Origin of the sequence: Nocardiopsis suaedae, assembly GCF_027706745.1 — a bacterium.
In the GTDB taxonomy this organism is placed as follows: Bacteria; Actinomycetota; Actinomycetes; order Streptosporangiales; family Streptosporangiaceae; genus Nocardiopsis_A; species Nocardiopsis_A suaedae.
The window spans coordinates 1-15,119 of record NZ_JAQFWP010000106.1 but is presented as its reverse complement, the minus strand read 5'-3'; the positions used below and the strand labels follow the sequence as shown (position 1 = coordinate 15,119).

At 75.4% G+C, this 15,119-nt stretch carries 12 protein-coding genes; 2 read left to right on the top strand and 10 right to left on the bottom strand.

All coding sequences use genetic code 11. From position 1 onward, the window contains the following. Positions 1–37: 37 nt before the first annotated feature. From O4U47_RS30220 to O4U47_RS30200, 5 genes are all read right to left on the bottom strand, one after another. Complete coding sequence (locus O4U47_RS30220; RefSeq protein WP_270681407.1) at positions 38–670, bottom strand: DsbA family oxidoreductase; 633 nt, start codon at positions 668–670, stop codon at positions 38–40. 127 nt (positions 671–797) lie between these two features. Next, the gene (locus O4U47_RS30215) at positions 798–1,337 is read right to left on the bottom strand and encodes a DUF1697 domain-containing protein (protein WP_270681406.1); all 540 of its coding nucleotides are present in this window, start codon (positions 1,335–1,337) and stop codon (positions 798–800) included. Between the two features lie 115 nt (positions 1,338–1,452). Beyond that, positions 1,453–3,135, bottom strand: a complete 1,683-nt coding sequence (locus O4U47_RS30210) for a solute symporter family protein (RefSeq protein WP_270681409.1) — start codon at positions 3,133–3,135, stop codon at positions 1,453–1,455. Positions 3,136–3,143: 8 nt separating this feature from the next. Then, positions 3,144–3,551, bottom strand: a complete 408-nt coding sequence (locus O4U47_RS30205) for a DUF485 domain-containing protein (RefSeq protein ID WP_270681405.1) — start codon at positions 3,549–3,551, stop codon at positions 3,144–3,146. 580 nt (positions 3,552–4,131) lie between these two features. Continuing rightward, positions 4,132–4,584 carry a DoxX family protein gene (locus tag O4U47_RS30200; protein ID WP_270681404.1) on the bottom strand — a complete coding sequence of 151 codons (453 nt, stop codon included), beginning with the start codon at positions 4,582–4,584 and terminating at the stop codon, positions 4,132–4,134. 358 nt (positions 4,585–4,942) lie between these two features. On the opposite strand from O4U47_RS30200, the gene O4U47_RS30195 reads away from it, so the two are divergent. Further along, complete coding sequence (locus O4U47_RS30195; RefSeq protein ID WP_270681403.1) at positions 4,943–5,251, top strand: hypothetical protein; 309 nt, start codon at positions 4,943–4,945, stop codon at positions 5,249–5,251. A gap of 672 nt (positions 5,252–5,923) precedes the next feature. Then, the gene (locus O4U47_RS30190) at positions 5,924–6,109 is read left to right on the top strand and encodes a hypothetical protein (protein ID WP_270681402.1); all 186 of its coding nucleotides are present in this window, start codon (positions 5,924–5,926) and stop codon (positions 6,107–6,109) included. 432 nt (positions 6,110–6,541) lie between these two features. Here the strand turns inward: O4U47_RS30190 and hutI are convergent, their stop codons facing one another. The 5 genes from hutI to hutH form a co-directional block, all read right to left on the bottom strand. Beyond that, positions 6,542–7,777, bottom strand: coding sequence for an imidazolonepropionase (gene hutI / locus O4U47_RS30185; protein WP_270681401.1), 1,236 nt, complete (start codon positions 7,775–7,777; stop codon positions 6,542–6,544). 106 nt (positions 7,778–7,883) lie between these two features. Continuing rightward, on the bottom strand, positions 7,884–9,296 hold the full coding sequence (locus tag O4U47_RS30180; RefSeq protein WP_270681400.1) for a formimidoylglutamate deiminase: 1,413 nt from the start codon (positions 9,294–9,296) through the stop codon (positions 7,884–7,886). 238 nt (positions 9,297–9,534) lie between these two features. Next, positions 9,535–10,749 carry an allantoate amidohydrolase gene (locus O4U47_RS30175; protein WP_270681408.1) on the bottom strand — a complete coding sequence of 405 codons (1,215 nt, stop codon included), beginning with the start codon at positions 10,747–10,749 and terminating at the stop codon, positions 9,535–9,537. Positions 10,750–10,807: 58 nt separating this feature from the next. Then, the gene (hutU, locus tag O4U47_RS30170; RefSeq protein ID WP_270681399.1) at positions 10,808–12,481 is read right to left on the bottom strand and encodes a urocanate hydratase; all 1,674 of its coding nucleotides are present in this window, start codon (positions 12,479–12,481) and stop codon (positions 10,808–10,810) included. A 29-nt stretch (positions 12,482–12,510) separates the two neighbouring features. Continuing rightward, on the bottom strand, positions 12,511–14,088 hold the full coding sequence (gene hutH / locus O4U47_RS30165; RefSeq protein ID WP_270681398.1) for a histidine ammonia-lyase: 1,578 nt from the start codon (positions 14,086–14,088) through the stop codon (positions 12,511–12,513). Positions 14,089–15,119 lie beyond the last annotated feature (1,031 nt).

Here is a 15,119-nt window from a genome sequence, read left to right as displayed (position 1 = left end):
GGCGGGGCGGGCGGGGCCGAACGGGCGGCCCCGGGGTTCACTCCTTCTCCTCCCAGGCCTTCTCCAGAACCTGGGCGAACACGTCGGCGGGCTGCGCCCCGGACACCCCGTACCGCTCGTCGACCACGAAGAACGGCACCCCGGTCGCTCCCAGCGCCCGGGCCTGTTCGGTGTCGTCCTCGACATGGTCGGCGTACTGCCGCCCGTCCAGCACGCGGCGCGCCTCATCCGCGTCCAACCCCGCCTTCTCGGCGAGCCCGACGAGCGCGTCGCGGCCGAACACGTCGGCCCCCTCTCCGAAGTACGCGCGGAACAGGGTGTCGACGGCCTCGTGCTGCAACCCCCGGTCCCGCGCCAGGTGGAGCAGCCGGTGCGCGTCGAAGGTGTTGGCGTGCGACCGCTCGGAGGTGAAGGGGAGCCCCTCCCCCTCGGCGTTGGCGCGGGCGCCCGCGTCGGCCGCGCGGGCCTGCTCCGCACTCATCCCGTACTTGTCGGCGAGGGCGTCGAGCAGGGGCTCGGGCTCCTCCGGCGCCGACGGGTCCAGCCGGAAGCTGTGGAACTCCACCTCCACCTCGTCGGCGTGCTCAAAGGCGGCGAGGGCGCGCTCGAAGCGGGCCTTGCCGATGTAGCACCACGGACAGACGATGTCGGACCAGATGTCGACGCGCACGGTTCCGGATTCCCCTCGATGTTCGCCCACCGGGCGCGTGCGCGCCCGCGAACAGCGGGAACACCGGCTCAGGGCGGGCTATTCCGTCTCCGGCGGGCTGCGGCGCACCGGCGCCGGGTGATGGTGATCATCCGCGCACCATGTCGAGCAGCCGCAGCACCGTGCGCCAGTTGCGCCCGGTGGCGGTGCGCCCGCGCAGCGCCCGCTCGACCAGGCCGGGCAGTTTCGCGTTGCGCAGGCCGTCCGGGAGGGCGAGGTACACCTCCTGCTCCCCCGCCGCCATCGTCTCGGGGGCGTAGGAGGCGGCGTCGATCCCGGCCAGGTCCGTGGCGGCGACCGGCCCGTCCACGAAGAGGACGAGGAACCGCGACGGGTCGCCGACCTCAAGGGGGTTGGCTTCCACGACGGCGGACAGCTGCGCCTCGTCGCGCAGTAGCGCCTCGACGGGGAAGCCGAAGCGGTCCGCCAGCGCCGCCTCCAGTTCTGCCCGGAGCGCGTCGGCGCCGCCGCCCCCGTCACGCGCGGTGAAGACCGCGTTGCCGCTCTGCAGGAGCGTGGCGGGGGCGGTGTGCCCGACCCCGGTCAGCACCTCGCGCAGGTCGGCCATGGGGACCTTGCGCTTACCTCCGACGTTGACGCCCCGCAGCAGCACCGCATATCGAGTCATACGGGCGATGGTGCCACGTGGCGACGACGTCGGAGGGGAAGCACCGGAGACGGCGCCGCCCCGCGCCGGGCCGGTCAACGCTGGGCCGGTCAACGCCGGGCCGGTCCGCCCCGGGTCAGTTCGCGCCGAGGCCGGTCAGGGCCCGCAGCCGCATCTCCCGGTACCGGGCCCCGTCCCTCTCCCCGGACATCAGCGACCCGACGACCGCGGACACGAACCCGAACGGGATCGCCACCAGCCCCGGGTTCTCCAACGGGAACACCTGGATGTCCACCCAGGCCGGGAGCAGCGACAGGTTCTCCCCCGTCACCGGGTGGGCCTTGCCCGACACCACCGGCGAGAGCAGCACCAGCAGCAGCGAGCAGCCCAGCCCGCCGTACACGCCCCACTCCACGCCCTTGGTGTTGAAGCCGCGCCAGAACATGGTCAGCACGATCACCGGCAGGTTGGCGGCGGCCGCGATCGCGAACGCCAGCCCCACCAGGAAGGCGACGTTGAGGTGCTGGGCGCGCACCGCCAGCAGGATGGCCACCGCCCCGACGAGCACGGCCGAGAACCGGGCGACCCCCACCTCCTGGGACTCCTTGGGGCGGCCCCACATGAGGATGTGCCCGAAGAAGTCGTGCGCCATGGACGACGACGAGGCCAGGGTGAGGCTGGCGATCACCGCGAGGATCGTCGCCAGCGCCACCGCGGACACGAACGCCAGCATGAGCGCCGCCCCCACCGGCCCGGCCGCGATCCGCCCCAGCTCCGCGGCGAGCTGGGGCACCGCCGCGTTGCCGGAGGCGTCCTGGGCCGCGATCCGCTCGGGCCCGACCAGCGCCGCCGCGCCGAAGCCGAGCGCCAGCGTCATCAGGTAGAACACCCCGACCAGCACGATGGTGCGCTTGACCGAGCTGCGGGCGGCGCGGCCGTCGGGCACGGTGTAGAAGCGGATGAGGATGTGCGGCAGGGCGGCCGTGCCGAGCACCAGCGCCAGCCCGAGGCTGAACAGGTCGAGCTTGTTGAACAGGCTCTGCCGCGGGTCCCCGGCCACCTCGACCCCGAACAGCCGCCCCGGCTCCAGGAACGCCTGGCCCTGCCCGCTGTTGTCGGCGGCGCGGGTGAGCAGGGCGCTCACGTCGAACCCGAACACCGCCAGCACCATGACGGTCATCAGCCCGGTCGCGGTGAGCAGCAGGCCCGCCTTGACGATCTGCAGCCAGGTGGCGGCCTTCATGCCGCCGTACATGATGTAGACGACCATGAGCACGCCGACCAGGACGATGGCGGCGGTGCGGGTCTGCTCGCCGGACATGCCGAGGAAGGTGCCGCCACGGTCGATGCCGAGCAGCATGGTGACCAGCGCGCCCGCCCCCACCATCTGGGCGATGAGGTAGACCACGCTCACCGTGACGGTGGAGGTGGTGCAGGCCAGGCGCACCCGCATCCGGCGCATGCGGAAGGCGGGCAGGTCGGCCATGGTGAACCGGCCGCAGTTGCGCATGAGCTGGGCCATGGGCAGCACCAGCAGCCAGGCCACCAGGAACCCGATGGAGTACAGGAAGCCGTCGTAGCCGTTGAGGGCGATCAGCCCGGCGATGCCGAGGAAGGAGGCGGCGGACAGGTAGTCCCCGGTCAGCGCCAGCCCGTTCTGGGTGCTGCTGAAGCCGCGGCCCCCGGCGTAGTAGTCGACGGCGCCCTTGGTGCTGCGCCGCGCCCGCACCGTGATGGCGAGGGTGACCACGATGAACAGCCCGCACAGCGCCAGGGTCCAGGCGTGGGCGGCGTCGAGGCCCTGCGCGGCCTCCCGCACTGCGGACGTCACGGGCGCACCACCCGTCCCTCGCGGGCGAGCGCCGCGGCGCGGGCCTGCTCGGCGTCGGCGCGGATCTCCTCGGCCAGGGGGTCCAGCCGGTGCTCGGAGTACCAGACGAACAGCCAGGCGAGCAGGAAGGTGGTGGCGAACTGGCCCACCCCCAGCAGCAGGCCGACGTTGACGGCGCCGTACACCGGGACGGCCATCAGCCCGCGGGCGTAGACCGACAGCACCAGGTAGGCCATGTACCAGCCCAGGAAGACCGTCACGAGCAGCACCGACTGCACCGCGAACCGGCGGCGCAGCCGGACGAAGCGCGCGTCCGCGGCCAGGCGCGAGGCGCGCTGCGGCGGCGCCCCCGTGCCTTCGTCCGCGGGTGCCGGGCCGGCCTCCCCCTCCTCCAGATACCGCAACGCTGCTCCTCCCCCGAGAAACGTCGAGAACGGCGCCGCGGCATCCGCAGGGTCCGGCTCTCCCCCCGCCCCTGCGGACGCGCCCCGTGCCGCGGCGCTCAGTAGTGGCCCACGATAGGCAGTCGCCTGGTCAGACGGGTGCGGTACTCCGAAATCGTGGTGCGGGATGCCCGAAGAATGGGGATACGGATGCGCGTGTGCCGCCGCAGCGGCGGATCCGCCTCCGGCGGCGTGCCGTATACGCAAGGGGCGGGTACGCAATTGCGTACCCGCCCCTTGCCGTGGCTCGGCCGGGTAGGAGCACTGCGAACCCGCCCGGCGCGGGGGCCGGCACCGTGGGGCCCAGCGGGAGGCCGCACCGTGGGGCCAGAGTTGGTGCGGACGCCTCCGGCCCGGCTCCCCGATGATCTCGATGGGGGCCGGGGCGACCTGCCGCCGGAAGCGGCACCGCGCCCGCGACCGCCCCTCGAGGCACCGCAGGGGCGGCCCGTCGGGCCGCCCCTGCCGTGTCCGCTCCCCCGCCCGGGCGGGTGGGAGCACGCCCCCGCGGGGCGCGGCCGCCCAGGCCCGACCCCGGCGCTCAGACCGCCGCGGCCTCCTGCGGGCGGCGCTCGCGCCCCCAGGGGAGCAGGCGGTCGAGCGCGAACCGGCCGCCGTTGAAGCCGAGGGCCAGCGCGCTCAGCCCGAGGACCAGCGGGAGCTCGTAGCCCCCCTCGCCGATCAGGCCGTTGCCCGCGTGCACGAAGAAGATGGCGCCGCCCATCTGCAGGGCCAGCAGCACCCCGGCGACCGGCTGGAGGAGGCCGACGAGGAGCAGAACGCCGCCGCCGAGCTCGACGACGATGGCGAAGAGGGCCGCGGCCTGGGGCGCGGGGATCCCCATGCTCCCCATCATTCCGGCGGTGCCGCCCAGCCCCATCTCGCTGATCTTCTGCCACCCGTGCGCGATGAACACGATCCCCACGGCGATTCGGGCGATGAGTGCGGTCACGTCGGCCGCCGGGCCCTTGGCCCGGCCGGTGAGTACGTTCATCGTCTCGTCGATTCCCTGTCTGCCGCCTGTCGGCGGCCTCGTTTCCGGACGGTGGCGGTCACGGCGTGCGATGCCGTGACGCCGGTCCATCATCAAACCAGAAAATATCTTCCTAAGAAACAAAGCCTGGAGTGACGTCCGCCATGCGCGCCCCGTTCACGCGCGCCGCCCGACCGGCCTCGCGCGCGCGATCCACTAGGCTTTCCCCCGCACCTCTCCATGTTCTGCGGACGCCCTCCCCTGCGCGGGTCCGGCCGGGCGCGCGGCGCCGATCCCGCGCGAACCCCGAGACCAGGGCGTCGAACACGTGTATGATTCGGGCGTCCGTACCCACCCGAACCGAAGGGATGCCACCGCCGTGGTCACCGAGGTCTTCACGCGCAAGTATTGCGACCAGCACGCCGTCCGCGACGAGAAGGTCGAGGCGACTGAGGTCATCCAGTTCGCCTGGGAGGGCCAGGTCCGCGAGATCGACGCCTGCGACGAGTGCAAGAAGGAGCACGAGACCCGCTTCGAGCCGCTCGTCGACTACTCCCGCCCGGTCAAGAAGCGCCGCGCCAAGAAGGCCGAATCGGCCAAGGCCGCGTCGGCCGACTCCGCCCCTGACGCCTCCGACGGCTCCGACGCCTCCAACGAGGAGTCCGCCGACGAGTCCGCCGAGGCCTGACCGGCCGCGCTCACGGCGTCCGCCGCGGGGGCCCACGCCCCTGCGGCGCCTCTCCCCTGTCCTGCTTCCCCGCCGCCCCCGGAGATACCGCGCCGGCGCCCCGCCCTGGGTCGGGGACACCACCGCCCGGCCCCTGCCTCGTCGACCTCGACGGAACCGCCGCTGAACGCGTCGGCGGCGTTGAATCTCCCCGCCGCCATCGGAAAGGCCCGACCGGTCGGGCCGCCGGAGGCCCACCGCCCGGCGGGGCCCACCGGACTCCGGACGCGCCCTCGGTGGAGCCGGGCGGTGAGCGGCGGCGACCCGGCGGGTCCCCGTCCCCCGCCCCTCCGCATCTCGGCGATTCCCGTGATTCCCCTCCTGGGCCGGGCGAACGGGCGTACCAGTGCCCCAACGCGTCCCGGTACACCCGCACCGACGACGGGTCGGCGGGCAGGGCGCGCGACCAGACCACCCGGACCGCGATGCCCCCGGCCAGGTGCAACCTGCCATCGCGCAGCCGGAAGCCGCGACGGGTGTAGTTCAGCGTCGGGTCGGCGCGGTCGCGCTTTTTGAACCGGGGCATGCCCGCGCGCCGGTGCACGGGCAGCCGGGCCTTGATGTCCTTGAGGGCCTTTGCGCGGGAGGCGGCGAAGTCCCGGACGGTCTGCTGCTGGGGGGACCGAGGCGCCCTTGCGCAGCCACCGCTTCGCCGGGCGCCAGCCGGTCAGCATCCTGTCCAGCCGCGCCGGGCCGCACTCCTCGCGGGCCCTGTGCACGGCCTTGGAAGCGGCCACGCACGCGTTCCACACCCACCGGCACCGCCCCCACTCCTTGAGCAGGGAGCGCCGCGCGGTGCTCGACACGCGCAGACGGTAGGTGTACCGGGCATGGCCGGCATCCTGATTCCGTCGCGTGTGCACTCATGCGCGCCAAGCTAACGGCAGGGTGCGACATTCGGGCGGTGGGAGCGCCCCGGCGTCCGACACCGCCTCGCCGGGACACCCCGCACCGCCGCACACCCCGGGTTCGGGGACGGGAGACCGGATTCCCTGGCGTCCGGTCCCCCTACACGGCTCCGGGAGCGCACCCCTGGCTCCCGGCACCCGCGCCCCTACCGCCCAGCGGCCCCGGAGCGGTTGAGGGCCGATTCGGTGCCCACCCGGCGCCCTTCCGGCCACCCCGCGAACGCGTGGGCGGGCGTCGGTGCGCCGGCACCTCCTCGGTCTCGGGCGGGGCCCCGTGACCCTGGTGGCCCCGCCGTCACCGAACAGCCTGCAGGGCCGAGGTTTCGGGCGCGCTACGCCCGGGTCAACCCCGGGTGAGTTCCGAACCTGCAACGGGTCGGCCCTCCCGCCACACGGCCGCCGTCATCGGCACGCCGGGACGGTAGGCCAGGTACACCGGGTCCGGCGCCTCCAGCACGACGAGGTCGGCGCGGGCCCCCGGGGCGAGGTGCCCCACGTCGGTGCGGCGCAGCGCCCGCGCCCCGCCCGCGGTGGCCGCCCACAGGGCCTCCTCCGGCGTCATCCGCATCTCGCGCACCGCCAGGGCGATGCAGAACGCCAGGCTGGAGGTGAAGCACGACCCCGGGTTGCAGTCGCTGGCCAGGGCGACGGTGGCGCCGGCGTCGATGAGGGCGCGCGCGTCCGGGTAGGGCTGGCGGGTGGAGAAGTCGACGCCGGGCAGCAGGGTGGCGACGGTGTCCGAGGACGCCAGCGCCTCCACATCCCCGGGCTCCAGGTAGGTGCAGTGGTCCACCGAGGCGGCGCCGAGCTCGGCGGCCAGGCGCGCGCCGGGGCCCGGGCCGAGCTGGTTGCCGTGTACGCGGGCGAGCAGGCCGCGGTCCATGCCCGCCTTGAGGATGCGCCGTGAGGCCTCCTCGTCGAAGGCGCCGCGCTCGCAGAACACGTCGATCCAGCGCGCGTGCGGGGCGCAGGCGTCGAGCATCTCGCCGGTGACCAGGTCGACGTAGCCCTGCGGGTCGTCGGCGTATTCGGGCGGGACGATGTGGGCGCCCAGGTAGGTGGTCTCCTCGGTGAGGCGGCCGGCGACGCGCAGCGCGCGCTCCTCGTCGGCGGTGCTCAGTCCGTAGCCGGACTTGATCTCCAGGGTGGTGGTCCCCTGGGCACGGGCCTCGTTGAGCAGGCGGGTGGCCTTGTCCAGCAGCTCGGAGTCGGAGGCGGCGCGGGTGGCGGCCACCGTGGTGCGGATGCCCCCGGCCTCGTAGGGGCGCCCGCTCATCCGGGCGCCGAACTCCTTGCCGCGGTCCCCGGCGAAGACGATGTGCGAGTGGCTGTCGACGAATCCGGGCACGACGCAGCGGCCCCCGGCGTCCACGCGGGCGTCGGCGGCGGGCGCCCGGGAGGAGGGGCCGGCCCAGGCGACGGTCCCGCCCTCGATCACCAGGGCGGCGTCGGCGACGGCGCCGGTGGCGCCCTCCCCCAGCGCGGGGTCGTTGGTGGCCAGGACGCCGATGCCGTCGATGAGCACCGTCTCGGGCGCGGCGTCGGCGGGGGCGGTTCCGTCGGGTGTCGGTCCGGTCATCTGGGCTCCTTCGTGGTCGTTCCCCCGCGCCCGGGCGGCGGGTCCCCGTCGTGGGGCATCGCGGTCATCGCGGTCGTCGCGGCTGGTGCGGGCCTGGGCCGCGGCCTCAGGCCAGCAGCCCCGTGATGGCGGTGTGCAGGCGGGCGGCGGCGTCGGGCAGGGAGGTGTGCACGCGGTCGCGCACGATCCACCGGCCGTCGGCCATGGTGTGGCGCACCTCGGCCGCCGTGGCCGCGAACACGGCGGCGTCGGCGGCGCGGCGCGGGTCGAACCCGGCCATGCGCACCGACCCCAGGTCGAGCACGACCAGGTCGGCGCGCTTGCCCGAGGCGATCCACCCGGCGTCGTGCCATCCGAGGGCCTCGGCGTGGCCGCCCTCGTGCAGGGCGTCCAGCAGCATCGGCGCGGAGACGGTGCCGCGGCGGCCGGTGCGCAGCCGCTCGTGCATCTCCACGCCGCGCGCCTCCTCCAGCAGGTCGATGGTGGAGTGGCCGTCGCTGCCCAGGGAGAGGGCGACGCGGGCGGGGTCGAGGTCGGCCAGCGGGGGCAGGCCGTCGGCGAGGTCGCGTTCGGTGGTCGGGCACAGGCACACCCCGGCGGCGGCCTCGCGCAGCAGCGCCGTGTCGGCGGGCTCCAGGTGGGTGGCGTGCACCGCCACCGGGTGCAGGTCGGTGAAGAGGCCCACGTGCTCCAGCTGGGCGGCGGGGGTGCGGCCGTACTGGGCGCGGCAGGCCGCGTTCTCGGCGGGCTGCTCGGACAGGTGGACGTGCGGGGCGGCCCAGTCGAGGCCGTCGGGGCCGTGCAGGGCGGCGAAGCGGGCGAGCTGATCGGCGGGGACGGCGCGCACCGAGTGCGCGGCGGTGCCCACGCGGGCGTGGCCGCCGTCCGGACGGAAGGCGGCCACGCGCTCGGCCCACTCCTCGGCGCCGCCGTCGCCGAACCGGAGCTGGGCGCCCTCCAGGGGGCGGTGTCCGCCGTCGGGGCCGAGGCCGCCGGACAGGTAGAGGGTGTCGAGAAGGGTGATGCGGATCCCGGCGTCGGCCGCGGCGGCGACGAGGGCCGCGCCCATGGCGTTGGGGTCGTCGTAGCGCTTGCCGCCGGGGGCGTGGTGGAGGTAGTGGAACTCGCCCACGCAGGTGACCCCGGCCAGGGCCATCTCGGCGTACACCCCGGCGGCGAGGGCGCGGTAGGAGTCGGGGGTCAGGCGCTCGGCGGCGCGGTACATGAGCTCGCGCCAGGTCCAGAAGGAGCCGCCGTGCTCACCGGTGCGGCCGCGCAGGGCGCGGTGGAAGGCGTGGGAGTGGGCGTTGGCGAAGCCGGGCACCGTTAGCCCGTCGAGGCGCTCGGCCCCGGGCGGGGGCGCGGGTTCGCCGGTGCTGACGGAGGCGATCCGGCCGTCGCGGACCTCGATGACGGCACCGGGCGCGGCGGCCCCGACGTCGGCCCCGGGCCCGGGCTCGGGGTCGACGAGGGCCCATTCACACCAGTACAGCCCGTCGCGGTCGTCGGTGGCGGACACTCATTTCTCCTTCACTGTCGGGGTGGACGGGGTCGGCGGGGTGCCTGTCGGCGAGCGGCCACGGCCGTCGAAGACTCCACGGCTCCAGAGGACACGGCCCCGCCCCCGCCACCGCCGAGCACGGCCGGGCTCCACTCTGCTCGACGGTGAGGCGGCCGCCGCACGGGGAGGCGCCGGTCGGCGCGCCTCGCCCGGCGCCCTCCGGCCAGTGCCTCCCCTTCTCCTCTGCCCTCGATCGTCAGGCCTCTCCGCCCGCGAGGTCCTGCAGGACGTCGGCCAGGGCCCACACGCCCGCGTGGCAGTCGGCGCGCTCGGCGTACTCCTCCGGGGAGTGGGACACCCCGGTCGGGTTCCGCACGAACAGCATCGCCGTCGGCACCGACCCGGCCAGGACCCCGGCGTCGTGGCCCGCGCCGGTCGGCAGGACCGGGGCGGGGCCGTCCGCTCCCCCGGCGACGGCGGCCACCCGGTCGCGCAGGCCGCCGTCGAACTCGACCACGGGGGTGTCGGACTCCTGGTGCTCGTCAGCGGCCACCCCCTGGTCGGCGGCGGCCCTGCGCACCTCGGCGGCGACGTCGCCCACCACCTTGTCCAGGCTCTCGGCGCCGGGCGCGCGGGCGTCCAGCCAGGCCCGCACCCGGGAGGCGATCGCGTTGGTGCCGTTGGGCTCGGCCTCCACCCGGCCGACGGTGGCCACCGCGCCGTGCTCGGCCGCCGCCGCGCGGGCCGCCAGCACCATGCGGGCCATGGGCAGCATCGGGTCGCGGCGGTCCTCCAGGCGCGTGGTGCCCGCGTGGTCGGCGCGGCCGGTGAAGGTCCAGCGCCAGCGGCCGTGCGGCCAGATGGAGCGGGCGGCGCCGACCGCGCGGTCCAGGTCGGCCAGGGCGCGGCCCTGCTCCACGTGCAGTTCGATGAAGCAGCCGATCCGGGCCAGCCGCTCGGGGTCGGGGCCCATCCGGTCCGGGTCCAGGCCCACCTGCTCCATGGCCTGGGCCCAGGTCGTGCCGGAGGGGTCGGCCAGGGCGGCCGCCCGCTCGGGGGCGAGGGCCCCGGTGAGCAGGCGGCTGCCCAGGCAGGGGACGCCGAAGCGGGCGCCCTCCTCCTCGGCGAAGACCGCGACCGCGACGGGGCGGCGTGGGCGGACGCCGCGGCGGCGCAGCTCGGCCACGGCCGCCAGGGCGCTGACCACGCCCAGCGGGCCGTCGTAGGCGCCGCCGTCGGGCACCGAGTCCAGGTGGGATCCGGTGACCACGGCGTCCGGGCCGGGCGCGCCCCACCAGGCCCACATGTTGCCGTTGCCGTCGGTCTCCACGTCCAGGCCCGCATCGGCGGCGGCCCGGTGGAACCAGTCGCGCAGCTCCGGGTCGGGGCCGCCGAAGGTGTAGCGGCGGTAGCCGCCGGTCGCGGCGTGGCGGCCGATGGGGGCCAGGTCGTCCCAGAGGCGGTCGAACACGGTGTCGGCGGTGAACGCGGGGCCGGTGGCGTCGGCCGGGCCGGCGGGGTCGGCGGGGTCAGGCACCGGCGCCGCCCTCCCGCATCGGCAGGCGCAGGCCCTCGCGCTCGGCGACCGCCTCGGCCTCCGGGTAGCCCGCGTCGGCGTGCCGGATGACTCCCATGCCCGGGTCGTTGGTGAGCACCCTGCGCAGCTTCCGCGCCGCGAGCTCGCTGCCGTCGGCGACGCTGACCTGCCCGGCGTGCAGGGAGCGGCCCATGCCGACCCCGCCGCCGTGGTGCAGCGACACCCACGAGGCGCCGGAGGCGGTGTTGACCAGGGCGTTGAGCAGCGGCCAGTCGGCGATGGCGTCGGAGCCGTCGCGCATCGACTCGGTCTCCCGGTAGGGGGAGGCGACCGACCCGGTGTCCAGGTGGTCGCGGCCGATCGCCAGCGGGGCGCTCACCTCGCCGGACGCCACCAGCTCGTTGAACCGCTCCCCGGCCCGGGCGCGCTCACCCTGGCCCAGCCAGCAGATGCGGGCGGGCAGGCCCTGGTAGGCGACCTTCTCCCCGGCCATGCGGATCCACCGGGCCAGGTGCTCGTTCTCCGGGAACAGGTCCAGCACGGCGCGGTCGGTGCGGGCGATGTCGGCGGGGTCTCCGGACAGCGCCGCCCACCGGAACGGGCCCTTGCCCTCGCAGAACAGCGGGCGGATGTAGGCGGGAACGAAGCCGGGGAAGTCGAAGGCGCGGGCGAACCCGGCCTCGCGGGCCTCGCCGCGGATGGAGTTGCCGTAGTCGAAGACCTCGGCCCCGGCGTCCATGAACCCGACCATGGCCTCCACGTGCGCGGCCATGGACTCGCGGGCGCGGGCGGTGAACTCGGCGGGCTTGGCGCGGGCGTAGTCGGCCCAGTCCTCGAAGGCCACCCCGGCGGGCAGGTAGGACAGCGGGTCGTGGGCGCTGGTCTGGTCGGTGACGATGTCGACGGGGGCGCCGCGGCGCAGCAGCTCGGGCACCACCTCGGCGGCGTTGCCGAGTAGGCCCACCGACAGCGGGCGGCGCGCGTCGCGGGCCTCGGTGGCCAGGCGCAGCGCCTCGTCGACGGTGTCGGCGCGCACGTCCAGGTACCGGTGCTCGATGCGGCGGTCGATGCGGCTGGGGTCGCACTCGACGACCATCGCCACGCCGCCGTTCATGGTGACGGCCAGCGGCTGGGCGCCGCCCATGCCGCCGAGCCCGGCGGTGAGGGTGATGGTGCCCTCCAGGGTGCCGCCGCGCTCGGCGGCGACCGCGCCGAAGGTCTCGTAGGTGCCCTGGAGGATGCCCTGGGTGCCGATGTAGATCCAGGACCCGGCGGTCATCTGGCCGTACATGGTCAGGCCCAGCGCCTCCAGGCGGCGGAACTCCTCCCAGTTGGCCCAGTCGCCCACCAGGTTGGAGTTGGCGATGAGCACCCGGGGCGCCCACTCGTGGGTGCGCATGATGCCGACCGGGCGGCCCGACTGCACGAGCAGGGTCTCGTCGCCCTCCAGGTCGCGCAGGGAGGCGGTGATCCGGTCGAAGCTGGCCCAGTCGCGGGCGGCCTTGCCGGTGCCGCCGTAGACGACGAGCCGCTCGGGGTGCTCGGCCACCTCCGGGTCGAGGTTGTTGTGCAGCATCCGCAGGGCGGCCTCCTGGGGCCAGCCCTTGGCTGTGCGGGCGGTGCCGCGCGGGGCGCGGACGGTGCGGGGGGCGGGTTCGGCTGCCATGACGCCTCCTGGGTGCAGCGCGGGCGGGTTCAGCGCAGGGGGGTGACGGACGCGGCGGCCGACACCGCGGTGCCGTCGGTGATCAGGGCCGCGACTTCGGCGATCTCGGGGGCGAGGTAGCGGTCGGGGCCGGGGCCGGGAACGCGGGTGCGGACCGTGTCGCGCACCGCGCCGGTGGCCGGGCCGGGCTCCAGCGGGGAGCGCAGGTCCAAGGCGCGGGCGGCGGTGAGCAGCTCGACGGCGAGGACGTCGGTCAGGGCGGCGACGGCGCGGCGCAGCTTGCGGGCGGCCGCCCAGCCCATGGAGACGTGGTCCTCCTGCATCGCCGAGGAGGGGATGGAGTCGACGCTGGCCGGGGCGGCGAGCCGCTTCATCTCCGAGACCAGCCCGGCCTGGGTGTACTGGGCGATCATGTGGCCGGAGTCCACGCCGGGGTCGTCGGCCAGGAACGCGGGCAGGCCGTGCGAGCGGGCCACGTCGAGCATCCGGTCGGTGCGGCGCTCGGCGATGGAGGCCACGTCGGCGGCGGCGATCGCGAGGAAGTCCAGGACGTAGCCCACGGGGGCGCCGTGGAAGTTGCCGTTGGACTCCACGCGGCCGTCCGGGGTGATCACCGGGTTGTCGATGACGGCGGCGAGTTCGCGTTCGGCGACGGTACGGGCGTGCTCCAGGGTGTCCCGGGCGGCCCCGGCGACCTGCGGGGCGCACCGCAGGGAGTAGGCGTCCTGCACGCGGGTGCAGTCGGGGCCGCGGTGCGAGGCGACGATGGGCGAGCCGTCGAGCAGCGCCAGCATGTTGGCGGCGGCGTCGGCCTGGCCGGGGTGGGGGCGCATGTCCTGCAGGTCGGCGGTGAACACGCGGTCGGTGCCCAGCAGCGCCTCCACGCTCATGGCGGCGGTGACGTCGGCGGTGCGCAGCAGCCGCTCCAGGTCGTGGCAGGCCAGCAGGAGCATGCCGAGCATGCCGTCGGTGCCGTTGATGAGCGCCAGGCCCTCCTTGGCGCCGAGCTCGACCGGCTCCAGCCCGGCGGCGTGCAGCGCGTCGGCGGCGGGGAGGAGCTCACCGGAGGCGTCGCGGACGTCGCCCTCGCCCATCAGGGCCAGCGCGACGTGGCTGAGCGGGGCCAGGTCGCCGGAGCAGCCGAGGCTGCCGTACTCCAGCACGACCGGGGTGATGCCCGCGTTGAGCAGGCCCGCCAGGGTCCGGGCGGTGGCGGGCTCCACCCCGGTGCCGCCGGAGGCCAGGGTGCGCAGCCGCAGCAGCATCAGGGCGCGCACGACCTCGCGCTCCACCTCGGGGCCGGACCCGGCGGCGTGCGAGCGCACCAGCGAGCGCTGGAGGCGGGCGCGCAGGTCGGGGGCGATGTGGCGGGTGGCCAGGGCGCCGAAGCCGGTGCTGACGCCGTAGGCGGGCTGCTCCCCCTCGGCCAGGGCGCGCACCCGGTCGCGGCCGTCGGCGAGCGCCTTGAGGGCGTCGTCGGCCAGACGCACCCGCGCGCCCCCGCGCGCGACGGCGACCACGTCTTCGGCGGTGAGGGAGGAACGGCCGACGACGACTTCGGCGGCACTGGCGGTGTCGGCGGCGGTTCCGGTAGCGGTGATGGACATACCCCCATTCCACGCCCTCGGAAGGGCCCATCGCAGCACCGCCGCGCACCATCTGTCCGATATCTCAGACATCGGGGGAGGGGAAGGTTCCGGGACCCGAAGGACGAGACAAAAGGCAAGAGGCAACGGAACAGCAGGCACCCCGCTGACGGGCCCTGGCCGGGCGGCGGGCGGTCGGGGTGCGGGGTGGTTGGCGGCGATGATGAAAGTCAGCGGCCCTTGCGGCGGCGCTCTCGGCCGCCGGGCGTGTGCGTGGTCCCGGTGATGGGCGGCGACGGCGCGAGCGGAGCGGTTCCCCGAGCCTGCCTGCCAGGCGGCGGGCTACTCGCGGTGCAGGTGGGCGGGCGGCTCGGCTGGTGCCCCGCTGCCGGGCCCCAGCCGGGCGGCAGGTGGCCGGAGTGCGAGGTAGATGGCGGCGACGACAAAGGTCAGCGGCACTTGCGGCGGCGCTCTCGGCCGCCGGGCGTGTGCGTGGTCCCGGTGATGGGCGGCGACGGCGCGAGCGGAGCGGTTCCCCGAGCCTGCCTGCCAGGCGGCGGGCTACTCGCGGTGCAGGTGGGCGGGCGGCTCGGCTGGTGCCCCACTCGTGGCCATGGCCGGGCGGCAGGTGGCCGGAGTGCGAGGTGGGGGCGGCGACGACAAAGGTCAGCGGCCCTTTCGGCGGCGCTGTCGGCCGCCGGGCGTGTGCGTGGTCGGGGTGGTTGGCGGCGACGGCGGAAGCGGGGTGGTTCCCCGGGCTTGCTTGCCGGGTGGCGGGTTCCTCGCGGTGCGGGTGGGCGGCTCGGCGGGTGCCCCGCTGACGGGCCCTGGCCGGGTGGCGGGTTCCTCACGCCCCGGGAAGGCGGCGCCGTGGGGTGGGCGTCTGCTCGCCCGCGCCCGTGGCGGGGTGAACGGGCGCCGCATTCCGGGCATCCCGGACACGGGGCGGACTGTCGGGCACTGTCGGGCATCGAGTGTGCAGAAGAGTGCACACTGAGCGCGTGGGAGTGGTCGAAAGCGCACACTCGTTGCCCCGGGGGCGCGTTGAACGC